Raw genomic sequence first — 25,155 nt, 5'->3', positions numbered from 1 at the left:
CCTAGCTATTCTGCTTCTTGCCGTCAATGAGGTACTGGACGCCGGTAACTACGGTCACCACTGCAGCCAACAGCATCACTAGGAAGGTAGGAACGTTCATCCACTCCGGCAACGGCCACAGATACAGCCCGACTGCCAAGGATTGCAATACAGTCTTCAGTTTGCCGCCCTTCGAAGCAGGTACCACCTTGCCGCGGCGCAACAACACCATACGCCAGATGGTGATACCGAACTCACGGATGAGAATGACCACGGTAATCCACACTGGCAGCACCCCGATGATGTTGAGGCATACCAGTGCGGTAGTCATAAGCGCTTTGTCCGCGATGGGATCAGCAATCTTGCCAAAATTGGTGATAAGGCCACGGGCACGTGCGATGTCCCCGTCGAGCTTATCTGTGAGCATTAAGGCCGTGAATAGGCCAAAAGCCCACCATTCATGGCCGGCAATGACCAGCCATGCGAAAACCGGAATGAAAAGAATGCGCAGGCTGGTGAGAATATTTGGCAGGTTCCAATTGGACACCTGCGGATTCACATCCGAGGATTGCGCTGACTGTGTTCCGGGTTGATTCACGTTATACATACTACCTGTTAGCACCAAGCACCTGCGCTTGGATGCCCCTGCATTTTAAAATGCGAAGCATGAAGTATTTTGCTGTTAGCTACGACTACAACCCCAATAATCCTGAGATTGCTAAGGCTCGCCCCGCGCACCGCGAGTTTACCGCGCAACTTTTTGAGGAGGGCACCATCATTGCCACCGGCCCCTTGACGGACTCCAAGGGCGGCGCACTCATCATTGTGGGGCTGGCCGACGACGCCGTGGTCGCCGACGCCATCGCCCTCATGGACAAAGACCCCTTCTACCAAGCCGGCTGCATCACCGGCCGCAGCTTCCGCGAATGGAATCCCGTAAACGCCCGCTTCTAGTGTGGTAGCTCTTCCTTGGGCAGGTCTTCGGCCTTGCCCAAGAATTCGCCCTTCTTGTTCCGGACGATCTTATTGCCCTCCTCGTCCCAGTCGAAGTGATTGTGCGATACCGGTACTCCGCCTTGGTTCTCATCGCGTTTGTTTTTAATAATCGAGGCGATAACCGTAATAACCAGGACGCCCACGATCACGATAAGTGAGGTGATGGTGGAAAATTCTGGGATCGACTCCACGTTCTCGCCGCCGTTGACAAACGGCAAGTTATTCTCATGCAGCGCATGGAACATGAGCTTTACACCGATGAAGCCCAAAATGATGCCCAAACCATAGGGCAGGTACACCAAGCGGTCCAGTAGGCCATCCAGCAGGAAATACATCTGGCGCAATCCCATGAGGGAGAAAGCATTCGTGGTAAAGACCAAGAACGCTTCCGAGGTAATACCGTAAATGGCCGGAATGGAGTCGAAGGCAAACATCACGTCGATAAGGCCGATGGACACCAACGCAATAAAAAGCGGGGTGAACGCGAATTTACGCTTGCCCGAAGAATCTTCCACGCGGTGCGTAAGCTTATCGCCGTGGTAGCGCGGGGTGACGTGGACTACCTTGCGGATCAGCTTGATGATGCCCATGTCATTGGGATCGGTTTCGGGGGCGTCCCGAATCTCGTCGACGATGAGCTTGATCGCTGTGTAGATGAGAAATATCGCGAATAGGTAGAAGATATCGGACCATGCCGCGATGACCGCAGCACCCAAAAGGATAAACACCAGGCGGCATGCCAAGGCAATAACGATACCGATGAGCAATACCTTTTGCTGGTACTTACGCGGGATCTTGAAGGCGCCCATGATAAGCGCGAAAACAAAGAGGTTATCTACGGATAGCGCCTTCTCTGTCACGTAACCCGTGAGGTATTGGATGCCGTGCTCGTGGTCCCATACGGCCCACACACCGGCACCAAAAAGTAAAGCGATACCGACATAGAATAGGGTCCAGAACCCGGATTCCTTCAGCGTCGGCTCGTGCGGGGTGCGCACGTGGGAGTAGAAATCAAAAACAAAGAATCCAAGAATGACGACGATGGAAATCGCCCAGATCCACAATGGCACATGCATTGGTACATCCCTCCGGTCGAAGATACAACAAAGTGACCGGAGGTCTCCCCCGCCCGGCTAGATAGCTGCAGCCCGGCCGGCACGACCGGGAGCATAACGCTTCCGTGCTGACGATCGGTGCCGAAGGATGGGGTACTCCCCTCCAAGACCCGTCCAACTCTACACGATGTTAGAAGGCACCTGTCGAAGGGTTATACGTTGCCTGGACGGTACGTGTGTCCTCGGCGTCGCCCTGCGGGGAAGAATCGGAGCTTGGAGAAGAGTCGGCATCGGAAGTAGCGGCGGCATCATCCTGCTCCTGCTGTTGCATCTCCTCCTGAATCTCCTTCGGAGCTTCGGCAGGGTCGGCGCCCTTGATCATCCAGATGATGGTATCGAGCTCTTCCGGCTTCACTAGGACCTCGCGAGCCTTGGAGCCCTCGGACGGTCCGACGACGCCACGAGATTCCATCAGGTCCATGAGACGACCGGCCTTGGCAAAACCGATGCGCAGCTTGCGCTGCAGCATCGAGGTCGAGCCCAACTGGGCGGTGACCACCAGCTCGACGGCCTCGAGGAGGTCGTCCATGTCCTTGCCAATTTCCTCATCGATTTCCTGCTTGGCCTCGGATTGCTTCTCTTCAGTCACGCCCTCGGTGTAGTTCGGCGCGGCCTGCGACTTGGCGGCATCGACAACCGCCATGACTTCATCATCCGAGACGAATGCGCCCTGCATACGCACTGGACGCTTGCCCTGCGGGATAAAGAGGCCATCGCCCATGCCAATAAGCTTTTCAGCACCACCTTGGTCCAAGATGACGCGCGAGTCCGTCAGCGAGGACGTTGCGAAGGCCAAACGCGATGGAACGTTGGTCTTAATCAGACCGGTGACCACATCCACGGACGGGCGCTGGGTTGCCAGTACTAGGTGAATACCAGCGGCACGCGCCTTCTGAGTGATGCGGACAATGGAGTCTTCAATCTCCTTCGGTGCGGTCATCATCAGGTCTGCCAGCTCATCGACGACGCAGACGATGTACGGGTACTGGCGAACCTCGCGTTCGGAACCTGCCGGTGCCTGGTATTCGCCGGAGACCACCTTGCGGTTATAGTCCTCAATCTTGCGCACGCGAGCAGCCTTCATATCCATGTAGCGCTGCTCCATCTCCTCCACCAGCCATTGCAGGGCTGCTGCGGCCTTCTTCGGCTGGGTAATGATGGGCGTGATCAGGTGCGGAATGCCCTCGTACGGGGTAAGTTCCACCATCTTCGGGTCCACCAGGATGAGGCGAACCTGCTCAGGGGTGGCCCGGGTTAGCAGCGAGACCAACATGGAGTTGACGAAAGCGGACTTACCGGAACCGGTAGCACCGGCGACCAGCAAGTGTGGCATCTTTTGTACCGAGAACGAGGTGTACTCGCCTTCGATATCCTTGCCCAATCCAATAAGCATCGGGTCAGGAGAGCTGGTCATGCTGGGCGCATCAAGCACCTCACGCAGGTGTACCATCTCGCGGTCTGGGTTGGGAACCTCAATGCCAACAGCTGACTTGCCGGGGATAGGCGTCAGCAAGCGCAGGTTGTCCGTGGCTACGGCGTAGGCGAGATTGGACTGCAAATTCGTAATCTTGGATACCTTGACGCCTGGCCCCAGCTCGATTTCATAACGGGTCACTGTTGGACCACGGCTGAAACCGGTGACTTGCGCATCCACCTTGAACTCTTCAAAGACATCAGTAATGGCCTCGATAATGCGGTCATTAATCTCCGTGCGCTCCTTGGCTGGGGTTCCCGGAGTCAACAAATCCGTAGAAGGAACCGCGTAATTCTCGTTGCCAAACTGTGCGGCGGGCGCGGCAGCGGGCGCCTCAGCTGGCGCGGGCGCACCGGCACTACCCGTTCCCGCTCCTGGTTCGGCCGTCGGTTCAGAGCTATCCACCTGCGCGCCGGTCGTTGCATCGCGTCCAGAACGTTCACGGAAGAGCTGGCGAGCCTTCTCGTGCGCGGACGATGCTGCATCCGCGCCTCCTTGTGCAGCGGACCCAGCGGCACCTGCGGCAGCACCTGCTACCGCGGCTCCAGCGGCTCCGGCAGCACCGGCACTTGCAGCCTTAGCTGCGCCACGTGCCGCCCCTGCAGCTCCCGCAGCGCCAGCGGCTGCCCCCGCAGCCGATCCCACAGCGGAACCGGCGGCGGTACCCGCTGCTGAAGCAGAGCGAGCAGAGTCAAATGCGGAGCGCTGGCGAGCGGTGCCCAGAACGCGGGTCGGCTCCGAATCTTCGGAGTCTGGCTGTGCCGGCGAAGACGCAGCAGGATCTTCTACGACTGGAATCTCATCGGTATCCTCAATATCGCGCGAAACTGGCTTCTCCGCCGGAGTGGACACGGACTGAAAGCCGCCACGCGTTGGCGCGCTAAAGGTACGGGTTGCTTCGTCCTCCTCCGCCGCAGCGGGGGACTCTGTGGGATAAGAGGAACCACGCGGAGCGGAGCCTTCAGTGCGGCCTCGGAAAGCGCGCAGGCTTCCACCGCGTTCAGAGGTTCGGCGCTTGGCAGCAGGTCGAGCTGGGCGGGTGCTGCGCTCACGCCCTTCCGCAATATCATCGATATCGCCGGTGACGTGTCCATAGAGGTCATCGCCTTCGTCTTCGTAATAATCTTCATCCGCACCGCCAAAGCGAGAGAAAGCTGCAGCGATGGCATCGGCCACCAGCTCATAGGCCTCGCGGATGGTGATTCCGGTGACCAATAGGGCGCCGTAGATAATGACGAGGAAAAGCAACGGCACTGCAACGAAGGAGGTAAAGGCAGTCTCCAACAGGCCACCAATGGCATAGCCGATTACTCCGCCCGCGCCACCGGCACTTTCCGGGGTAAAACCAAGTTCAGGGGTGCCAGCAAAGATATGGATCAAGCTGAGCATGGCCAATACAATGACGCTAATTCCGCCCACAATGCGCGGCTTAAAATGCCCCGCCGGGCCGGAGATATCCATCATCAAGGCAATGGCCAAAGCCACTAAGGCCACTGGCAGCACCCATGCGCCCGCACCAATGACATAGCGCACGATATTGCCCACCCAGGCACCTACTTGGCCAGCGACGCCGAACCAGACCGTAGCCGCGAGCACGATGGAAATACCTATGAGTACGAGCGCCACCGCATCGGGATTTTTCACCTGAATGCCGCGCGACTCAGACTCACCCAATTCCATGGTCGAAGGGTGTTCTTCCGCTGCTACATCATTGGCACGAGTAACCTTGCTTTTCTTTTTATTCTCCCCGCGTGCAGAAATTTCTTCCGGCTCCCTTGTCGTCTCGTACTCCTCAGTGTCATATACATCTTCGCTCGGCTTCAGCCCGGCCATTCCATGGCTTACACCTCGCGCCATGTTTCCCATGCCGCGCGCCGTGGCACCAAACACTGCGCCCAAGCCCTTGCCGACGGCCCGGAACGCACTACCGGTGCGCTCCTGTGAGGTCGCTGCAGCACGCCGATGCGAGGACGTCATAGCCAAGGTTTCCGGCATGCCAGCACCGGACCGGCTGCGGCCAGATGGCCGTGAACGATTCGTCTTTCGGCGCGTCCCGCGCGAAGAGGCATTTTTGACAGACATGCCTCTACCTTAACCGGGCCACCCCATAAATCACATTAGCCACACGCGTTTCCCCCGAGGCCTAGGGTCATAATCTAAAGTCACACCTCCAACGACGTATGACGATTGCGATAATAGCGCTAATTCAAGGTTAGAGCCTTGACCGCACGGCGGCTTTGGCATCTCCCTCGAGCGTGACTTCGGCAGCGTCACGTCCAAAGGACCACAGAATCAGTTCGCCTACCTCCCCCGATACTCGGACTACGGCATCTCCCTTATCCGCCACGCCGTGCTTATCCGCGGCGACAATGCGCGGTAATCCTTCGGGCTGCATAATGACCGGGCGAGTCGAGTTTCGCAGGGCCACCTTAGCTAAGAGCTTCAGGTAGCTATGCATCTGCTGTTTGATTCGTGCCGAGAAATCTCGCGGACCCATGCCATTAGCCCGGCGAATGTCCTCGTGGTGAACAAAATGCTCTACAAAGTTTTGCTGTGCATCCACGAAACGAACGGGGTTATAGGTAGCCGGTCCCCTCCCCCAGTCATCAACGAGCTCATCAAAGTCGCGTTCAGCAACCTTCCGCGATTCCTTTTCAAGGTGGCCGGACAATGCCTTGACAAAAAGTCCAGCGGCTGCATCGGGGCGATTTTCCCGCACCCACAGATGTACGGCTAGGTCACGGGTAGTCCAACCCTCGCACAAAGTAGGGGCATCAGGACCAAGCTTATGAAATAGCGCGACCATTTTGGCGCGCTCAGCAGAAGAAAACGACATAAGCCCCAGCATACCGAGCTAGCTGGCATGCTGGGGCTGCGTCTGCCTTTATACGAAGAACCCTGCTATTTACAGGGACTCACGAGAAGCATCTACGTCTTCATCATCGGTAACCAATGGGCCGGAGTTGGTCGGCACGATGGTCGGCAGAATGACCGGCTCGCGCTTGTACTTCGAATCCATAAGTTTAGATACCTTGCTGCGCAGTTTCTGCACCATGCGGTAGGTATCGTTCTCGCCCTCTGCGGCGAGATCATTCATGGTGTTTTCCACCATTTCTGCGACCTCCGGCACGATGCCGCGGTCATCATCGGAAAAGCCTGTGGTAGATACCGTTGGGTGCTCCAATAGGCGCGAGGTGCGGTTATCGATCACGCACGTGATAGATACCACGCCACCAGTTCCCAGGTTGGTGCGGTCGGCCAAGGTATCGGCATCCACATCGCCCATGGACACACCATCGACGTAGAGGTTGCCCACCTGCATCTGGCCTACAACCTCGGCGCGGCCCTTGCGCAGATCCACGACGACGCCGTTTTGCGCCAGCACCGTACGATCGCGGTCCACACCGGTGGAAATGGCCAGTTCCTTATTGGCACGTAGGTGGCGCCACTCGCCGTGCACCGGCATAGCGTTGCGCGGGCGCGCTGCGTTGTACAGGAACAGCAGCTCACCGGCATAACCGTGGCCCGAGGCGTGCACCTTGACGTCTTGGTTAGTAATGACATTAGCGCCAATCTGAGACAGCATATTAATCACGCCGTAGACCGCTTCCTCATTGCCCGGGATAAGCGAGGAGGAGAAGATGATGGTATCGCCATCACGTACGGTAATTTGGCGGTGCTCGCGACGAGCCATGCGCGATAGAGCGGCCATTGGCTCACCCTGCGTACCGGTGGTGATGAGCATGGTCTTGTGCGGAGCCATCTTGGCAGCCTCATCAATGGGGATAATGGTGCCGCGAGGGACCTTCAAAAAGCCCATCTTTTCCGCGATTTCCATGTTGCGCATCATCGAACGGCCGTTGAAAGCCACCTTGCGGCCATTTGCCACGGCAGCGTCGATAGCAGCCTGCACGCGGTAGACGTTGGATGCGAAGGAAGCCAAGATAACGCGCTGCTTCGCGCCGGCAACGAGACGCTTAAAATTGGCGGGGATATCACCCTCAGATGCAGATACACCAGGCACGGTGGCATTGGTGGAATCACACAACATGAGGTCAACGCCCTCATCACCGTAACGAGACAGGGCTGGCAGATCGGTTGGACGATTATCCAGTGGGGTCTGATCCAGCTTGATATCACCGGTATGGATGATATTGCCCGCTGGGGTTCCCAACATGATGCCCAAGGCGTCCGGTACGGAGTGGTTAACTGCCCAGAAGCGAACCCGGAATGGTCCATAAGTCACGTCGGATTTTTCATTAACCTCGACGAACTTCGGCTTCTGACGATGTTCCTTACACTTCGCGGCAATGAGCGCGATGGTAAAGCGGGAAGCAACAATAGGGATATCCGGGCGCAGCTTCAGCAGCCACGGAATAGCTCCGATGTGATCCTCGTGCGCGTGAGTAACGACGAGGGCCTTGACCTTGTGGATCTTCTTCTCGATGGGGCCAAAGTCAGGCAGGATAAGATCCACGCCCGGCTCACCGGAAGACGGGAAGAGCACACCGCAGTCAATGATGAGGAGGTCATCACCGTACTCGAAGACGGTCATATTGCGACCGATCTCCGAGATTCCGCCCAAAGCATAAATGCGGAGTGCATCCTTCGGCTGCTTTGGTGGCTCTGGCAAACGCTTGGTTAGATCCGCACCCTGCATCGACTTGGGCACGTTGCGGCGACCACGGTTATTGCGGCCGCGGCCCTTACCGTTGCCATTTTTGTTGTTGCCGCCATGGTTATTATTTCCACCATGGTTATTGGCGTTGCCGTTACCACCACGGCCACGGCCGCGGCTACCACGGGAACGGGAGCGGCGGTTGTTACCGCCGCCATCATGGTGGTTATCGGAAGAATTCTTTTTGCCAGAGTTGTCCTTATCGCCCTTAGCCGGCTTATCCTGTGCGGAATTGCCAGCATCAGTAGCTGGGGCTTGGAAAACTGGCGAAGCCGCCTCGTTGGAGGCGGTTTCGTTTTCCGCCGGTGGGCCCGCCTTGCGGGTCACCTTGCGGGAACGGTTACGGGGTTCATTCATTCTTAAAGGGCTCCAGATTGTTCCAGATCACGGCGAAGTACCTCGCGTTCCTCCTCGCTCGCAGCGGTAATAGGAAGACGGGTATCGCCAACTTCGATGCCCTGCAGGCGCAGGGCTTCCTTTGCAAACGTCGCTCCGCCCAACCGTGCTTGTGCCCGGGTAAGCGGAAGGAGCGTTGTGGTATTGATTTCTCGGGCGCGGGCCATATCGCTCGCGTCGAAAGCTTCATAAAGTTCTGCCAAGGCACGCGGCACAACATGGCCGATGACGGAGATGAAACCAGAAGCGCCGAGGGAAAGCCACGGCAGGTTAATCGGATCATCACCGGAATACCAGGCCAGACCGGTTTCTTGGATCAGTTCTGCGGCCGCAGGAAGGTCGCCCTTGGCGTCCTTCACGGCTTGGATATTCGGCAAATCCGCAAGGCGGCGGAGGGTATCCGGCGCCACTGGGATGCCCGAGCGGCCAGGAATGTCATAGACACAGATTGGTAGATCCGTGGCTTGCGCGACTGCGGCGAAGTGCTCATAAACCCCCTTTTGGGAGGGCTTCGAGTAGTACGGAGTCACCACCAATAGGCTATCTGCCCCCGCATCCGCGGTGGCCTTGGCCAACTTGATGGAAGCTGCGGTGTCATTCGTTCCGGCACCGGCGCATAGCTTTGCGCGGTCTCCGACTTCTTCCTTTACGGCTTTGAGCAGCTCCAGCTTCTCTTCAACCGACGTGGTCGGTGATTCGCCCGTGGTTCCACCTAGGATGAGCGAATCAACGCCATTGTCTACGAGATGAGCCGCTAGGCGACGACCTGCTGCAACGTCCAGCGCACCGTCACGGTCAAACGGGGTAACCATGGCGACGCCGATGCGTCCAAAGGTGTCGACGCCAGTCTTTGCTGTCATACCTGTGCTCATAGGCGTCAAGATTACCCTTTTGGCTAACAATTAGCCGCATCGGGGTCTCGCGCGTGTTAGGCGTAGGGGCTTGCCGCCATCTGGGTGCCATCAGCCAACGTGGTGATATTGAAGTCATTAAAGAGCACCGGCGCCTTGCTCTGCAGCAACTTCAAGCACTCTACCGCGACGTGGCGCAGCTCTTCATCGGCCTGTTCCGCGGCACGTGCACCGATAAAATGCCGCCACGCGCGATAATTGCCGGTGACAACGATGCGGGTTTCTGTTGCGTTGGGAAGCACGGCACGGGCCGCCTGGCGAGCCTGCTTTTTACGCAGGAGTGCATTAGGCTCATCCAGTTTCTCTTCGAGCGCGCTAAGCAGCTCGTCATAGACAAAGCGAGTTTCATCTACAGCCTGCATGACCAACCGGCTAAGCTGCTCGTCTTCGGCCACCAATTTAGGCAAAACCACTTCAGTTTCATCTGGGTGGACAAAGCGCTGGGAAAGCTGCGAGAAGGAAAAGTGCCGGTGGCGTACAAGCTCATGGCTCGCCGAACGCGACAGCCCCGTGATGTACATCGTTGCTGTGGCATGCTCAAGCAATGCGGTATGACCTACCTCCATGATGTGGTGCAGATAGGCTTCATTCGTTGCCGTGCGGGGATTTGGTTTGTCAAAAGACTCGTAGCACGCTCTTCCAGCAAACTCGACTAGAGCTTCCCCATCTGAGGCCGAATCATCCGCGGTCCAGTCCACAGTGCGCGGGGCGTGAAATTGCGTTGCGGCAATGAGCTGAATGTCTAGCTCACTTGCTTTAGCCATAGCTTAAAGCCCCAAGTACTTATCTAGGCCGACGACCAAACCTGGGTGTTGCGCAATCTGGCGCACGCCCACCAGTACGCCCGGGGTAAAGGACGCACGGTCATAAGAATCTTGGCGAATAGTCAGAGACTGACCTTGGGCACCGAAAATAACCTCTTCGTGTGCGACCATGCCGCGAGTGCGTACCGCGTGTACCGGGATGCCGTCGACATTGGCTCCGCGTGCACCGTCCAGTTGCTTTTCCGTGGCATCCGGCATCTCGCCTAGGCCTGCCTCCTTGCGAGCGGCTGCAATCCCTTCAGCGGTATGGATGGCGGTACCGGACGGCGCATCCAGCTTTGTCGGGTGGTGGAATTCAATGACCTCTGCAGTTTCAAAGAACTTAGCGGCCTGCTTTGCCAACACCATGGTGAGCACAGCGGAGATGGCAAAATTCGGCGCAATCAGGACATTGCCAGCACCGTCTTGCTTAGTCCACTCCTCTACCTGCGCCAAGCGTTCCTTATCAAAGCCAGTGGTCCCCACCACACAGTGAATGCCTTGGGCAATGCAGAATTCCAGATTTCCCATGACGGAGTCCGGCTGAGTAAAGTCCACGATGACCTCCGCGTGGGCGTCGACAAGCTGCTGCAAATCATCACCGCGGTCGATTTCTGCCACCAGCTCTAGATCATCTTCTGCGTTTACACCTTCGACGATTGCTTGACCCACGCGCCCGTGAGCACCTAGTACGCCAACCTTGATAGCCATGGTGTGTTCTCCTTATTTCAGCCACATCGTTAATACTTTTCTCCCCATCCTAACGCGCATGATAGCTGCGCAATTCCTCGCCTGCTGCAAAGAACGTGTTCTCCTAAACGGTGCCCGAGCTTCATCACTAGGATGGCCTGCATGCAGATATATCGCTTCCGTTCCCGTAGATGACGTTGCACGCGCTCACGATTTCTATGTCAACACGCTAGGATTCCGCGTTAAGGATGACGTTACCCACGGCGATTTCCGCTGGCTTACCGTCACCAATGCCGATGGCGAGGGAGACACCGAGCTACTTCTCGAGCCGAAAGGCCACCCCGCAGCAAAAGACTATGCCGCGGCGCTAAAGGCCGATGGAATTCCGGTCACCCAATTTCTCTCCACGGACATAGAAAGCGAATACAAGGAGCTCAGCGACAAGGGCGTGCACTTTACCATGGAGCCCACCGATGTTGGCCCCTCCATCATTGCCGCTTTTGATGACACCGTGGGAAACCTTATTCAGCTCGTGCAGTTAAAGAAGTAGGCCTACTTCCCGCTTCCGCAACGTGCCTCTTAGGACGTTTAACAATTGCATCACTTTCTAACCCCTGCCCCATCAGCCTCAGTAGGATGAGGCTATAGCACGGTAAGCACCAAGGAAGTGATGAACTTGTCTCGTTCAATTTTCTCTCGCACTCTCGCCCTAGCCACCAGCGCAGGTTGCGCATTAGCGCTTGCCGCTTGTTCCGCAGAGGATTCCACGCAGCAAAGCTCACCGGCGCTTAGCGAGGTTCAGTCAACTGTCGACACGGCTGAAGCCGAGACCAACACCGCCGCACCTACTACTTCCGCCCCGCAAAGCACCTCAGCGGCGGATGCTGGCCAGCAATCAATCCCACAAGTCGCGTCCCCAGTTGCGTTTGCGGGCATGGGCACAGCCTCGCTCGAGGACCAACAACATATGCCGGAAGGACTTGGAAACCTCATCCCCACGGGTGTGCGAGTGGGAGCTCATGATGGGTTTACGCGCGTTGTTATCGACTTGGAGGGCGAAGGTGAACCGGGGTGGTTTACCTCCTATACCGATGCCCCCGCCCAACAGGCATCCGGCAAGCCAGTTGAGGTTCAGGGCACTACCTTTCTAAACCTAGGCATTGAGGGAACGCCATGGCCTTCAACCCCTGGGCTCAAGGAAAAATACATGTCCCCAGGCACTACTCTGGGTGCCGGGGTGGTGAGCGAAATCAACTACACCACCACATTTGAGGCACAAACCCAGCTCATTATCGGCCTTAAGAAAAAGACTCCCTACTCGGTGACTTTTCTGCAAGAACCATCGCGCGTGGTGATTGATTTCCAGAATTAAAGTTCTGACATCACCGCTCGGGGTACGCAAACATCAAGAAAGGCCCTGACTTCCAGTGGGTGAACTGGAGCTCAGGGCCTTTTAGGCTTGAGGATTAATCCTCAACCGGAACCAGGGAAATCTTGCCGCGGTTATCGATGTCAGCGATTTCTACCTGAACCTTATCGCCAACGTTGATGACATCTTCTACCTTTTCGATGCGCTCATCGCCACCCAGGTTGGAAATGTGAATCAGGCCGTCGCGACCCGGGGTCAGGGAAACGAATGCGCCGAACGGAACGGTCTTTACCACGGTGCCTAGGAAGCGCTCTCCTACCTTCGGCAGCTGCGGGTTAGCAATGGAATTGACCTTTTCGATGGCAGCATCTGCAGCTTCACCGGTAGCAGCGGAAACATAGACGGTTCCGTCATCTTCGATGGAGACATCTGCGCCGGTCTCCTCGGTGATCTGGTTGATGGTCTTGCCCTTTGGCCCAATGAGCTCACCAATCTTATTGACCGGGATCTTCACAGAGGTGATCTTCGGGGCGAGGCCAGACATCTCATCCGGCGTATCGATGACCTCAGCCATGGTTTCCAGGATGGTAGAGCGGGCATCACGAGCTTGCTCCAATGCCTGAGCCAAGACCTTAGACGGGATACCATCCAGTTTGGTGTCTAGCTGCAGGGCGGTGATGTACTCGGAAGTACCTGCGACCTTGAAGTCCATATCGCCAAAGGCGTCCTCGGCACCGAGGATATCGGTCAGGGCGACGAACTTCTCCTTACCGTTGACCTCACCGGAAACCAAGCCCATTGCGATGCCGGCTACGGGTGCCTTCAGCGGAACACCGGCGTTGTAGAGGGACAAGGTAGAGGCGCATACGGAACCCATGGAGGTAGAGCCGTTGGAGCCCAAGGCCTCAGAGACCTGACGGATGGCGTATGGGAAGTCCTCGCGGGAGGGGATGACCGGAAGCAGGGCGCGCTCGGCTAGTGCACCGTGACCAATCTCGCGGCGCTTCGGGGAACCTACACGGCCGGTTTCACCTGTGGAGTATGGCGGGAAATTGTAGTGGTGCATATAACGCTTGGATTCCACTGGGGTCAGGGAATCGATCTGCTGCTCCATCTTGAGCATGTCTAGCGTGGTAACGCCCAAAATCTGAGTTTCTCCGCGCTCAAACAAGGACGAACCGTGAGCGCGTGGCACCAAATCCACCTCAACGGAAAGGTCACGGATATCGGTAACGCCGCGGCCATCAATGCGGAAGCCCTCAGAGAGGATCTTCTGGCGCACGATCTGCTTCATCAGGGCGTTATACGCGCCACGGATCTGCTTCGAGGCGTTGTCCTCATCCAAATCTTCGAACTGGTCCAAGAGCTTTTCTTCGACCTGCTCCATGTATTCATTGGTAGCATCGTCGCGTTCCTGCTTGCCCGGAATAGTCAGCAGCTTCTCTAGCTTCTTGGTAGCAGCGCTTTCCACAGCTTCGAAGACGTCATCACTATAGGCTGGGAAGAGGGGGAATTCCTGAGTTTCCTTGGCGGTACGCTCCGCCAGACCGTTCTGGGCCTCACACAGGGTCTTAATGAATGGCTTGGCTGCTTCCAGGCCTGCAGCGACGGTTGCTTCCTGCGGCGCAGGGGCGCCTTCAGCAATGCGCTCTGCAACGCTGGTGCCGGCACCGGCCTCGACCATCATGATGGCCACGTCGTCCTTGCGGCCCTTCTTTACCATGCGGCCGGCAACAACCATCTCAAAGAGCGCGCGCTCGTGCTGCTCGTGGTTCGGGAAAGCCACCCACTGGCCTTCCGGGTGCTTATCGTCGGCGATAAGAGCCATGCGGACGCCGCCTACAGCACCAGAGACGGGCAAGCCAGACAGCTGGGTAGCGGCGGAAGCGCCGTTGATGGCAACGACGTCGTAGTACTCTTCCGGATCCTGGGACATGACGGTGACGACAACCTGGACCTCATTGCGCAGGCCCTTGACAAAGGTCGGGCGCAGCGGGCGGTCGATGAGGCGGCAGGCCAGGATAGCCTCAGAGGAAGGGCGTCCCTCTCGGCGGAAGAAGGAGCCCGGAATCTTGCCAGCGGCGTACATTCGTTCTTCTACGTCAACGGTCAAGGGGAAGAAGTCGAATCCCTCGCGCGGCTGGTTAGAAGCGGTGGTGGTGGCCAACAACATGGTGTCATCGTCCAAGTAGGTGGTCACGGAGCCGTCTGCCTGGCGGGCTAGCTGGCCGGTTTCAAAGCGCAACGTGCGGGTACCAAAGTCACCATTGTCTAGCGTGGCAATGGCTTCGGTAATGCCAAAGTCCTCGTCAATGTTGAACTCGACGGAGTTCTGAACGCTCATTAAAAAATGTCTCCTTGAGTGGTTTAGGCGATCGTCGGTGCCGCCTGGTCAATTTTGTCTACGACAACGCTGTCAAATTCTAACAGAAAAACCACAAAAAGCCCCGCCTAAGGGCGGGGCGAGAGGGCCAAAGCTGAGCCGAAATTAACGACGCAGGCCCAAGCGAGAGATCAGATCACGGTAGCGATCGACATTGTTCTCAGCCAGGTACTTCAGCAGGCCACGACGGCGACCAACCATCAGCAACAGACCACGACGGGAGTGGTGATCGTGCTTGTGGAACTTCAGGTGCTCGGTCAAGGTATTGATGCGGGAGGTCAGCAGGGCAACCTGTGCCTCGGGGGAACCGGTATCGGTTTCGTGCAGGCCGTACTCCTTGAGGATTTCAGCCTTCTTCTCAGTGGTCAAAGCCATGAGTATTTCTCCTTTATTTCAGTCCACATTATCGTGACGCATAAGCCTGCGCGGTGCGCGGGACTTGTACGTGCCGCAACTGCTGTGAACCGCAGTCGCTAAGCCAAAGAAACACCTTACAGCGTTCGGACACAGAAAATCAAAACCACCTGCCCCTTAAGTCTGGCTTGCTAGAGCTCGCTAAAGAGGGTTTCCAGTAGTTCTACAAACTCCCGCACAAAGCGCTCGCTATCTACACCCACAGCTACTTTCGCGGTTGCCGGTGTCGAAAGCCGGGTTTCGTCTGCGATTGTCCGACCGCGGGTAGGGCCGGTGGTATCGGTCTTGAGGTTTATCGAAAGGACGTCGACAAGCGAGGCATCTGCCGCCACCGCCACGGCCAGTGGATCGTGCAGGCCGCAACCGCCCAAATACGGCGACGTAGTGGCATAGGCACCAATATAATAATCGACCATATCCGCGAAGATGCGGCCGGCACGGGTACCCGAAGCGCGCCAACGAGCGGATTCCTCCGCAGTCAACAACGTGCGCAAAGTGACATCCAGGCCCACCATGGTGATATCGCCGGCATGGCGGAATAGGTAATCGGTAGCCTCCGGATCCTGGGAAATATTAGCCTCAGACCACGGGGTGACATTTCCAGGTACTGTGAGCGCCCCGCCCATCATCACCAGGTGCGCGTTCGCGGCAAAACTGGGGTCTTGGCGCATTGCGGCCGCAATCGTGGTGGAAGGACCGGTAGGAATAATGACCAAATCAGCGCCATGCTCATGGACGGCTTGGATGAGGAATTCTGCCGCGGGTTGAGACTGGACCTGCCCGGTTGCCGGCGGCAGGAGGACCTCGCCTACGCCGTTGCGGCCATGGATAAAAGAAGAAATCTCGCTCGGCCGAAAGCCATCCGGGCTGGGGCCGGCAAAAACCGGAATATCGCCTTTACCCAGCAGCTCCAGGAGGGCAAGTGTATTGCGCACGGCCAAGGGCACAGTCACGTTGCCGTACGTACAGGTCACACCGATTAGCTCCAAGTCTGGATGGGCTATGGCATACGCCAGCGCCAAGGCATCATCAATGCCGGTATCGAGATCGAGAATGGCCTTCATTTATTTCTCCCGTAGGAAATAGTCTTTGGCAGTCCAGCCTTGTGCCTTAGCATCGGCGGCAAGCACCTGGCGCGCCTTGGCTACGTCATTGGCCATGGCCTCTAGCAGCTCATCCACGGAATTAAATTTCACCATATCGCGAAGGTGACCGACGAAATGCACCGTGGCCTCATATCCATACAGATCCGCATCGCGGTCGAGCACGAAGGACTCGATGGAGCGCTCCTCGTCACCAAAAGTGGGGTTGGTGCCCACGGAAATAGCAGCCGCGTAGGCCACGCCAGGGCGCATGTCGCCGTCTATGGAAGCGTCAGAGTGAACAATAAACCACCCTGCATAAACACCATCGGCCGGGATGGCCACCGTATCCGGGAAGTACTGATTGGCCGTAGGAAATCCCAGTTCCTTTCCTCCCCGACCCGCGCCGCGTACCACGGGCCCAGTCACGGTGAAATGGCGGCCGAGCGCCCAATTAGCGGATTCAATGTCCCCGTTCGCAAGACACTCGCGAATATGGGTAGAACAAATCCGCACGCCGGCATCATCCAGCAACGGGACGATATCTACGCTAAAGCCAAACTCGGCACCAAAATCTTGCATGGCCCGGGCGGTTCCGGTGGCGCCAGCGCCAAAGGTGAAGTTCTCCCCCACCACTATGTGCTGCGCATTGAGCTTTCCCACCAACAGTTCTTCCACGTAGGGCCGCGGCTCCACGCCGGCTAGGTCTTTGGTGAAGTCGATGACAAGCACGGCATCAATGCCTAGCTCTTCGGCCAATTCCAGCCGGCGCTCAAAGCTGAGTACTGCCAGTGGGGCACGCTCCGGCAAGAATACCGACACCGGGTGCGGGTCAAAGGTCACCATGACAGGGCGCTCGCCATTGGCGCGAGCGTGCTCCACACAGGCGGAGATAAGCTGCTGATGGCCGCGGTGTAGGCCGTCAAAAACGCCGATTGTTACTGACGTTGGGCCTAATTCCGCAGGGATGTCATCGATTCCATACCAAATATCCACGCAGACCATCGTAGAGCATAGACTTAGAGGCTATGACTGATGCGCTCGCAAACTCCGGACTCGTCATCGTAGACAAACCCGCCGGTATGACCTCCCACGATGTTGTCGGCCGCCTACGCAGGTATTTTCACACCAAAAAGGTGGGCCATGCCGGCACCTTGGATCCCATGGCCACCGGCGTGCTTGTCCTTGGCCTGGAGCGGGGCACCAAGTTCTTGGCCCACATGGTTGCCTCCACTAAGTCCTACGACGCCACTATCCGGCTCGGCGCCGCCACCACCACCGATGACGCCGAGGGGGAATACTCCTGGGGCGCTGGCGCTGCAGGCGTTGACCGCCCTGCAATTGACGCTGAAATTACCAAGCTCACTGGCGATATCATGCAAAAGCCCGCGGCCGTATCAGCCATTAAGATTAATGGCCGCCGCGCCCATGAGCTCGTACGCGAGGGCCACGAGGTAGACATTCCCGCGCGTCCGGTAACGGTGGATACATTCGACGTTCTCGCACAGCGCCGCGAGGGCGACTATATCGACTTAGATGTCACGGTAGATTGCTCCTCTGGCACCTATATCCGCTCCCTGGCCCGTGATTTGGGCGAGGCGCTTCAGGTAGGCGGGCACCTTACTGCTTTGCGCCGCACAAAGGTGGGCCCTTTTACGCTTGCCGACGCCCTCTCGCTCGACGACCTTGCCGATTCCCCGCGCCTTTCCTTGAGCTTGGACGAAGCCTTGGCTCGCTGCTTCCCGGTTCTATCCGTCACCGAGGATGAGGCGGCGGCTCTAGCTATGGGCAAATGGCTCGAACCCCGCGGGCTTAAAGGCGTGCATGCTGCCGTGGCTCCCAATGGTCAGGCGGTCGCGCTCATCAAGGAAAAGGGCAAGCGCCTAGCCACCGTGTTTGTCGCACGGCCTTCTACCCTTTAATGGCTAAAGTCTAGGGCCGGAACCGATGTGGACACGATGACGTAGCCATCTCGAATCACCCAGCGCCCAGTGATAAACGGCACCGGAGTGGGCCGGGCCAAAATATAGGAAATGAGCGTGCCATCCTCGCGCAGATCAATTTCAGCTTGATCAAAGTCGAGCCAGCGGAAGGTCATGGGAAACCACGATTTATACGTGGCTTCCTTGGCGCAAAAGAGCAATCGGTCTGCGCAGTTAATCCCCGCCTTACTTAGCCGCAAGAGCTGCGGCATCTCCCCGGCTCGGGCAATCATGGCAAGAACATGATCCGGCAGCGGCTCGGCGGGTTCTGCGTCCAAGCCCACAGATTTTAGGGCGGAGGTTGGAGCAACCACCGCGGCCCGCATTCCCTCAGTATGCGTCATCGATCCGATAAAGCCTTCTGGCCATAGCGGCATGCCCCGCTCGCCGCGCAAAATCGGCGTCGCCGGGTTAGCACCCAATTCCTGCAAGGCTCGGTGCGCGCACCACCTAGCATCGCCGAACTCGGCCTTGCGCGCATCAACTGCCTGAGAAACGAGAGACTTTTCTTCAGCCGCAAGGTCTTCAAAGTTCGCCAAATCCGCGTAACTCGAATCCGTGCGCACATAGCAATATCGCGCACTGTCAGGAAATAGCTCTGGATACATCATGGTGTCCCCTCCTCCGCAAAGGAACGCAGTACCGGATAGGGCCACGCCTGGGCGGTCTCGCGGCCCTGCCACTCTCGGGGATACCCCAACGATGTCTCTATGTGGTCCACGCCGTCCACATTGATGCGGGAGGGCATGTGCAAGTGTCCATAGATTACGGATTCGGCGCTATAGCGGCGCGGCCACGACCGTGTATGCCGCGTTCCGCACCATAAGGCAATCTCGGGAAAGCGCAACAGCATCGTCGGCTCTTGCACCAACGGCCAATGGTTGACCAGCACCGTAGGACCATTCACGCGGGAAAGACGTTTAATGGAATAGGCCAATCTATCCCAGCACCACGCCCGAATGTCTACAAAGGGGGCAATGGCGAACTCATCCGTCATCATCAGTTGCTTTGCACGTGCCGCTGCAATAGCTTGGTCCACGCTAAGACCATGTGGACGGAAGCTATAGTCATACAACGTAAAAAGCGGCACGATAGTAGTCCCGTGGAATACCGGATACGGGTCTTCGGGAGTGATAACTCCGATTTCCCTACACCTATCTACTAGGTGCGTGTATTTGTCTCGGCCTTGATATTGCTCTTGTGAGCGCGAGAAAAGTTCATGATTGCCAGGCACCCAGATGACTCTGGCATAGCGGTCTTTGAGCTGGCGCAGAATACGAATGATGAGATCGGTGCGCTCTGCTACATCTCCAGCCACGATGAGCCAATCCGCGGGATCTGGCGGCGTGAGCTGAGCAATGCGCTCACTATTGGCGCTTACCGCACCATGCAGGTCAGAAACCGCCCACACTGTTGGCATAGGTTCTACCTGCCTTCCAAACAACTGCGCACTGCACGGAGACGTGCATCACCCGCGAATATCAATACGCCCACTTTAGCGCAGCTAGTTCTCTTGTACTACGGCCCATTTCATGGATCGGAACCGGTAGACCACGCCCACCATACGGAAAGCAATGAATGCAGCAAGGCCGCACCACACGCCAGTCAACCCTGTGCCCATAAAATGCGCCAAGATGACGCCTGGCAAAAATCCCTCCAGAACCGAAGAAATAGTCAGTGTGCGCAAGAAGGCTGCATCGCCGGCGCCAAGCAGTACGCCATCGAGCGCGAAGACTACGCCACCGCCAATGACCATGGCTACCAAGATCCACCACGGCTGGCCAATGGCATCGAGTACCTCCGGAGCGGAGGTAAAGATGCGTGGAATAATTCCCGCGCCGGCAGCGAAAACAGCGGCCAGCAGTCCCGAAAAAATCGTAGAGTACAACACGACCTTGCTGCCTACACCGCGTGCATGCTTAGCAGAGCCAGCGCCTAGGGCCGCTCCCGTCAAAGATTGTGCGGCAATGGCCAAAGAATCCAAGATGAGGGACATAAAGTTCCACAACTGCATCATGATCTGGTGACCGGCCAGAGAAGCGGTACCCACCCGGGAGACCACGGCCGTGGCGGTGAGGAAGGCCACCTGGAAGCTAGCCGAGCGCAGAATAAGATCGCGGCCCAAAATCAACTGCTCCCGTATTACATGCCATTGAATGTGCCAAGAGCCGGTATGTTCCTTGTGTAATTCGCGGACAAATAGCGCAGCAATAATGCTCATGCCCAGTACCGTGGCTATAGCGGAGCCGGCCAGCCCCCAGAAATGGACAAAGATGGGCACTGCAATCGCGCCGGGAATCATGCCAGCCAAGGTGAAATACAGCGGTTTCTTTGTATCTTGGACTCCGCGCATCCACCCGTTGCCAGCCATTTCCACCAATGTAACGGGAATGGCAAGTGCCGCGATGCGCAGCCACAACGCCGTTCCGGCAGCCGTGGCGGGATCACCAGTTAAAGCACGAGCAAATACGCCGCCGAAAATCCACATGATAACCGCGAGAAGCCCGCCTACTCCCAAGGCCACATAGGTAGCTTGTACGCCCTCAGCAACCGCAGCCTCGCGTTTTCCGGAGCCAAAGAGGCGAGCAGAGCGAGCGGTCGTGCCGTAGGACAAAAATGTCAACTGCGTAGTCACCACGGAGTGAATCGTGGTCGCTGCGGCCAGAGAAGCTAGCTCTTGCGCGCCAAGGCGGCCGACCACCGCAGTATCCAACAGAAGATAGAGCGGCATCGCCGCTAGCACGCCAAGCGCAGGAAACGCGAGGCCAAAGACCTCGCGTGCGGTTACTGTGCCGGCGGTGGAGCGATCCTGGGTGTTCAATCCATCCGTCTGCCCTGTACTCATTGAATAGCGGCCACCAATTCCTTAATGATTTCTTCTGGAGCTCCGTGAGCGGTATACCCTGCGGCTGGAACATGCCCGCCGCCGCCAAAGTTAAGCGCAACGGAGGAGCAATCAATCCGAGAGGAACGCAAGGATACCGCCCATACCTCCGGAGCCTGCTCTTTAAACACCACGCCTATGGTGGTTCCTTCTAGCGCACGGACGAATTCCACCAGTGACTCCACGGCCGAATCTGAGTGGCCGTGGATATCATCCCTTCGCGCGACAAGGATGCCTAGGGTGTGCTCCCCTGCTTCCTCAATACGCAGACCAGCCAGTACCCTACCAATCATCTGTAGATCGTCCGGTGTGATGGAATCCAAGAGGTCAGCGGCGATCTGCTTGGTATCGAGATCGTAATGCATAAGGCGGGTGGCAATATCATGCATTGCCGGCCTACCCCAGCGGAAGCTGCCGGTATCAGTCATCAAACCAGCATAAAGGCAGTGCGCGATATGGCGGTCAACTTGAATTTCTAGAGAATCCAGGATGCTCAGCAAGAGCACGGTGGTGGATTCACATTCGGTATCCACCACATTGATGGCACCGAATCCTGGATTAGAAGAATGGTGGTCAATGCACAGAACCCGGCCCTGCTGGGCTAGCTGCTCAATGTGGTCTGCAAAAAATCCCGTCCGGTCCAAGGAACCACAATCAACGGTGACATAAAGGTCGTAGCCTTCGGGCAGTTCGCGGCTGACGATGACGTCCTCGGCACCGGGAATGGTGTATAAGTTCCGGGAGATTTCCCGATCTTGGCCCACGACGGCGCACACGTCTTTGCCCTGTTGCCGCAACGCGAGCAGCAACGCCGCAGCAGAACCGATAGCATCGGCGTCCGGCCGCAGATGCGTGACAATGCAGATGCTGTGGGCATCCTGCAGGGCAGCAACGGCCGGCTGGTATTGCTTTTTAGTCACTTAAGCCTCGTCTTCATCGGAGGTCTTATATGGGTTTGCGTCCCCTGCGGGCTGGGCGTTTTCCTTCAGCTTCGCCAACTCCTCGTCGCGGGCACGGGCACGAGCTAATAGTTCTTCCATATGAGCTGAAGCTTCTGGGACGGTATCGACCTCGAAGGTCAGCGTCGGGGTAAAGCGCACGGAGAGTTGATCTCCTACAATCTTGCGCAGCTGCCCCTTAGCGCGCTTGAGAGCTTCTTCTGCTTGCTGGAAATCCGGCTCGGAGTCAATGTCTTTTCCGCGCACGGTATAAAAAACGGTGGCATCGTGCAGGTCGCCTGTGACTCGAGTATCCGTGATGGTCACCAGCTCAAGGCGGCGATCCTTAATCTGGCGTTCGATGGCGCTTGCCACGATTTCCTGAATGCGCTTGGCCATACGCGCTGCGCGTGCGTGATCAACCATGTGAACCTCCCAGCTCAAAAAGAATCCATCTTTAAAATTACCGCCAACCGGTATAGAAACCACCAGTTTAGTGCGCAATACCGGACAATGAAAACCCGTACCGCTTGCACAGGTACGAAGTGGGCCATGCAAAATCATCGCTATAAACAAGCTGCTAAAGCAAAAGGCCCACTTCCACTCTCCCCAATCCTCCCCACCTGTGTGCTGGAAGCACATTCAGTGGAGAGACGGTGAGTGTAGAAGTGGGCCTTGCGGCGGCGTCATTTAGTCGCGCGGAACCTCGACCTCTTCGTAGGCCTGGATGATGTCGCCTACCTGGATATCCGGGTAAGAGAGCACCATACCGCACTCATAGCCGGCCTTGATCTCGGTTGCGTCGTCCTTCTCGTGACGCAGGGACTCAATCTTGGCGTCGGCAGTGATGACGTTGTTATCGCGCAGCAAGCGAACCTTGCCGTTGCGGACAACCTTGCCCTCGGTGACCATGCAGCCGGCGATGGTACCCACTGCGGAGGACTTAAACAGGGCACGGATCTCGGCCGCACCGGTGTCGCGTTCCTCGTAAATCGGCTTGAGCATGCCCTTAAGCGCAGCCTCGACCTCTTCGATGGCCTTGTAGATGATCGTGTAGTAACGAATATCCACGCCCTCTTGGGTGGCCATCTCCGTCGCCTTGCCTTCCGCACGAGTGTTGAAGGCAATGATAACGGCGTCGGAAGCCGCAGCCAGGGAGACGTTGGTCTCGGTCACAGCGCCCACACCACGGTCGATGATGTTGAGCTCGACTTCGTCCTCGGTCTTGATATCCAGCAAGGCGTCTTCCAGTGCCTCGACGGAACCGGCATTGTCGCCCTTGAGGATGAGGTTGAGGGTCGAAGTCTCCTGCAATACCTTGTCCAGATCCTCCAAGGAGACGCGCTTGCGCTGCTTGGCCTGCAGGGCAGAGCGCTTGCGGGCGTCACGCTGGTTGGCAATCTGGCGGGCAACGCGGTCGTCTTCCACCACGAGCAGGTTATCGCCAGCGCCAGGCACACCGGACAGGCCTTGGACCTGAACCGGGCGGGATGGACCGGCCTCTTCGACATCTTCGCCAAACTCATCGAGCATGCGGCGGACACGACCGTGCGCATCACCGACGACGATGGAGTCACCAACGTGCAAGGTACCGCGCTGAACGATGACCGTTGCCACCGGACCACGGCCGCGATCCAGGTGCGCCTCAATGGCCACGCCCTGTGCGTCCATGTCTGGGTTAGCGGTCAGCTCCAAGGCGGCATCCGCGGTCAAGATGACCGACTCAAGCAACTGGTCAATGTTCTTGCCCTGCTTCGCAGAGATATCCACGAACATGGTGTCGCCGCCGTATTCTTCCGGAACCAAGCCGTATTCGGTGAGCTGGCCACGGATCTTGTCCGGCTGCGCTTCCGGCTTATCCACCTTGTTGACTGCCACGACTACCGGAATATCCGCAGCCTTGGCGTGGTTGATGGCCTCCACGGTCTGTGGCATGACGCCGTCATCGGCAGCAACCACGAGGATAGCCAAGTCGGTGGACTTAGCACCACGAGCACGCATGGCGGTAAAGGCCTCGTGACCCGGGGTATCCAGGAAGGTAATGGTGCGTTCGCCGTCCACGTCTACCGTGGTCTGGTATGCACCAATACCCTGGGTGATGCCGCCTTCCTCGCGGGCGCCCTCGTTGGTCTTGCGGATGGCGTCCAGCAGGCGGGTCTTACCGTGGTCAACGTGACCCATGACGGAGACGACTGGAGGACGATTCTCCAGCGCTTCCTCGCCGCCTTCGTCCTCACCGAACTGCAGGTCGAAGGACTCGAGGAGCTCGCGGTCCTCATCCTCAGGGGAGACGACCTCGACGTTGTAGTTAATCTCAGAGCCGAGCAGCTGCAGCGTATCTTCCGATACCGAAGCGGTCGCCGTCACCATTTCGCCAAGGTTAAACAGCGCCTGCACCAGTGCTGCTGGATCCGCACCGATCTTCTCAGCGAAGTCCGAAAGGGAAGCGCCACGACGCAGGCGGACGGTCTTGCCCTTGCCATCTGGCAAGCGCACGCCGCCTACGACATGCTTCTGCTGCTCTTCGTACTCATGGCGCTTCTGACGCTTAGACTTCTTGCCCTTGCGTGGAGCGCCACCTGGACGGCCGAATGCACCTGCGGTGCCACCGCGACGTCCGCCGCGTCCGCCGCCACGGAAACCGCCTGGACGGCCGCCACCTGGCCGACCGCCGCCTGGACCTCCGTGACCACCACGGCCACGGCCACCGCGTCCACCACCGCTCGGTGCCTTAGACGGCATCGATGCAGGGTTCGGATGGGAAGGCATCATCGCTGGGGATGGACGACGACCGCCGCCACCCTGGCGGCTATTTCCGCCCTCGTTTTGACCGCCGCGCTTGCCGCGGTTATCTGGCTTATTGCCGCCACGCGGGCCCTTAGAGCCGCCTGGACGTGGGCCCGGCCGGCTATCGCCGCCGCCCGTGGAGAACGGGTTATTGGCTACGCGGCGGGTACCGCCTGGCTTCGGCATCGGGCGAGGCATGGAATTGCCTGGGGTCGGGCGCTCGCCCGTCTTCTTGCCACCAGCCTGGCCGGGCTTAGGCGCGCCCTGGCCGGGC

The 25,155-nt window shown here is 57.8% G+C and carries 22 protein-coding genes; 4 read left to right on the top strand and 18 right to left on the bottom strand.

Going from position 1 to position 25,155, the window contains the following annotated elements; all coding sequences use genetic code 11:
• Nucleotide 1 precedes the first annotated feature (1 nt).
• Nucleotides 2–586 (bottom strand): CDP-diacylglycerol--glycerol-3-phosphate 3-phosphatidyltransferase, encoded by a 585-nt coding sequence (gene pgsA / locus QP990_RS03480; protein ID WP_200435528.1) that lies wholly within the window; start codon nt 584–586, stop codon nt 2–4.
• Between the two features lie 59 nt (nt 587–645).
• Between pgsA and QP990_RS03475 the strand changes: the two genes are divergently transcribed.
• Nucleotides 646–933 carry a YciI family protein gene (locus tag QP990_RS03475; protein WP_204608652.1) on the top strand — a complete coding sequence of 96 codons (288 nt, stop codon included), beginning with the start codon at nt 646–648 and terminating at the stop codon, nt 931–933.
• Here the strand turns inward: QP990_RS03475 and QP990_RS03470 are convergent.
• The 7 genes from QP990_RS03470 to dapB all read right to left on the bottom strand — a co-directional run bounded on the left by QP990_RS03470 (nt 930) and on the right by dapB (nt 11,063).
• Nucleotides 930–2,051 carry a TerC family protein gene (locus QP990_RS03470; RefSeq protein WP_150851270.1) on the bottom strand — a complete coding sequence of 374 codons (1,122 nt, stop codon included), beginning with the start codon at nt 2,049–2,051 and terminating at the stop codon, nt 930–932. The genes QP990_RS03475 and QP990_RS03470 overlap by 4 nt on opposite strands.
• Nucleotides 2,052–2,220: 169 nt before the next feature.
• Entirely contained in the window at nt 2,221–5,559 is a 3,339-nt protein-coding gene (locus QP990_RS03465) for a DNA translocase FtsK 4TM domain-containing protein (RefSeq protein WP_396127272.1), read from the bottom strand.
• A gap of 217 nt (nt 5,560–5,776) precedes the next feature.
• On the bottom strand, nt 5,777–6,412 hold the full coding sequence (locus QP990_RS03460) for a TIGR03085 family metal-binding protein (protein ID WP_239207600.1): 636 nt from the start codon (nt 6,410–6,412) through the stop codon (nt 5,777–5,779).
• A gap of 57 nt (nt 6,413–6,469) precedes the next feature.
• The gene (locus QP990_RS03455; RefSeq protein WP_284798448.1) at nt 6,470–8,599 is read right to left on the bottom strand and encodes a ribonuclease J; all 2,130 of its coding nucleotides are present in this window, start codon (nt 8,597–8,599) and stop codon (nt 6,470–6,472) included.
• Between the two features lie 2 nt (nt 8,600–8,601).
• Nucleotides 8,602–9,510 (bottom strand): 4-hydroxy-tetrahydrodipicolinate synthase, encoded by a 909-nt coding sequence (gene dapA / locus QP990_RS03450; RefSeq protein WP_034655398.1) that lies wholly within the window; start codon nt 9,508–9,510, stop codon nt 8,602–8,604.
• 56 nt (nt 9,511–9,566) lie between these two features.
• Complete coding sequence (gene thyX / locus QP990_RS03445; RefSeq protein WP_049361193.1) at nt 9,567–10,313, bottom strand: FAD-dependent thymidylate synthase; 747 nt, start codon at nt 10,311–10,313, stop codon at nt 9,567–9,569.
• A gap of 3 nt (nt 10,314–10,316) precedes the next feature.
• On the bottom strand, nt 10,317–11,063 hold the full coding sequence (gene dapB / locus QP990_RS03440) for a 4-hydroxy-tetrahydrodipicolinate reductase (RefSeq protein ID WP_049361192.1): 747 nt from the start codon (nt 11,061–11,063) through the stop codon (nt 10,317–10,319).
• Between the two features lie 58 nt (nt 11,064–11,121).
• Here dapB and QP990_RS03435 point away from each other — a divergent pair, with 58 nt between their 5' ends.
• Together QP990_RS03435 and QP990_RS03430 are read left to right on the top strand one after the other, a co-directional pair.
• Entirely contained in the window at nt 11,122–11,592 is a 471-nt protein-coding gene (locus QP990_RS03435; RefSeq protein WP_023021345.1) for a VOC family protein, read from the top strand.
• Nucleotides 11,593–11,712: 120 nt separating this feature from the next.
• Nucleotides 11,713–12,414, top strand: coding sequence for a hypothetical protein (locus QP990_RS03430; RefSeq protein ID WP_200288940.1), 702 nt, complete (start codon nt 11,713–11,715; stop codon nt 12,412–12,414).
• A gap of 94 nt (nt 12,415–12,508) precedes the next feature.
• Here QP990_RS03430 and QP990_RS03425 read toward each other — a convergent pair whose 3' ends face one another.
• The 4 genes from QP990_RS03425 to QP990_RS03410 all read right to left on the bottom strand — a co-directional run bounded on the left by QP990_RS03425 (nt 12,509) and on the right by QP990_RS03410 (nt 17,295).
• Entirely contained in the window at nt 12,509–14,755 is a 2,247-nt protein-coding gene (locus QP990_RS03425) for a polyribonucleotide nucleotidyltransferase (RefSeq protein ID WP_284798444.1), read from the bottom strand.
• A gap of 144 nt (nt 14,756–14,899) precedes the next feature.
• Nucleotides 14,900–15,169, bottom strand: a complete 270-nt coding sequence (gene rpsO / locus QP990_RS03420; RefSeq protein ID WP_005278802.1) for a 30S ribosomal protein S15 — start codon at nt 15,167–15,169, stop codon at nt 14,900–14,902.
• Between the two features lie 170 nt (nt 15,170–15,339).
• Complete coding sequence (locus QP990_RS03415) at nt 15,340–16,272, bottom strand: nucleoside hydrolase (RefSeq protein WP_023021342.1); 933 nt, start codon at nt 16,270–16,272, stop codon at nt 15,340–15,342.
• Nucleotides 16,273–17,295: a bifunctional riboflavin kinase/FAD synthetase gene (locus QP990_RS03410; RefSeq protein ID WP_023021341.1), complete on the bottom strand. Its 1,023-nt coding sequence runs from the start codon at nt 17,293–17,295 to the stop codon at nt 16,273–16,275.
• A 23-nt stretch (nt 17,296–17,318) separates the two neighbouring features.
• On the opposite strand from QP990_RS03410, the gene truB reads away from it, so the two are divergent.
• On the top strand, nt 17,319–18,212 hold the full coding sequence (truB, locus tag QP990_RS03405) for a tRNA pseudouridine(55) synthase TruB (protein ID WP_284798441.1): 894 nt from the start codon (nt 17,319–17,321) through the stop codon (nt 18,210–18,212).
• Here the strand turns inward: truB and QP990_RS03400 are convergent.
• The 6 genes from QP990_RS03400 to infB form a co-directional block, all read right to left on the bottom strand.
• The gene (locus QP990_RS03400) at nt 18,209–18,883 is read right to left on the bottom strand and encodes a 4'-phosphopantetheinyl transferase (RefSeq protein WP_284798439.1); all 675 of its coding nucleotides are present in this window, start codon (nt 18,881–18,883) and stop codon (nt 18,209–18,211) included. The two genes, truB and QP990_RS03400, sit on opposite strands and share 4 nt — an antisense overlap.
• Nucleotides 18,880–19,692 (bottom strand): metallophosphoesterase, encoded by an 813-nt coding sequence (locus QP990_RS03395; protein WP_284798437.1) that lies wholly within the window; start codon nt 19,690–19,692, stop codon nt 18,880–18,882. Before QP990_RS03395 ends, QP990_RS03400 begins: the two co-directional genes overlap by 4 nt.
• 84 nt (nt 19,693–19,776) lie before the next feature.
• Nucleotides 19,777–21,117: an MATE family efflux transporter gene (locus QP990_RS03390; RefSeq protein WP_284798436.1), complete on the bottom strand. Its 1,341-nt coding sequence runs from the start codon at nt 21,115–21,117 to the stop codon at nt 19,777–19,779.
• A complete protein-coding gene (locus QP990_RS03385; RefSeq protein ID WP_284798434.1) occupies nt 21,114–22,076 on the bottom strand; it encodes a bifunctional oligoribonuclease/PAP phosphatase NrnA in 963 nt (320 codons plus the stop codon). Before QP990_RS03385 ends, QP990_RS03390 begins: the two co-directional genes overlap by 4 nt.
• Nucleotides 22,077–22,520, bottom strand: a complete 444-nt coding sequence (gene rbfA, locus QP990_RS03380; protein ID WP_023021335.1) for a 30S ribosome-binding factor RbfA — start codon at nt 22,518–22,520, stop codon at nt 22,077–22,079.
• Nucleotides 22,521–22,784: 264 nt separating this feature from the next.
• On the bottom strand, nt 22,785–25,155 hold a 2,371-nt coding region (gene infB, locus QP990_RS03375; protein ID WP_284798433.1), incomplete at its 5' end, for a translation initiation factor IF-2.

The sequence above is a fragment of the Corynebacterium sp. MSK071 genome (assembly GCF_030232125.1).
In the GTDB taxonomy this organism is placed as follows: domain Bacteria; phylum Actinomycetota; class Actinomycetes; order Mycobacteriales; family Mycobacteriaceae; genus Corynebacterium; species Corynebacterium kefirresidentii.
The sequence above is the reverse complement of the archived record's forward strand: the minus strand, read 5'-3'. Positions and strand labels throughout refer to the sequence as shown.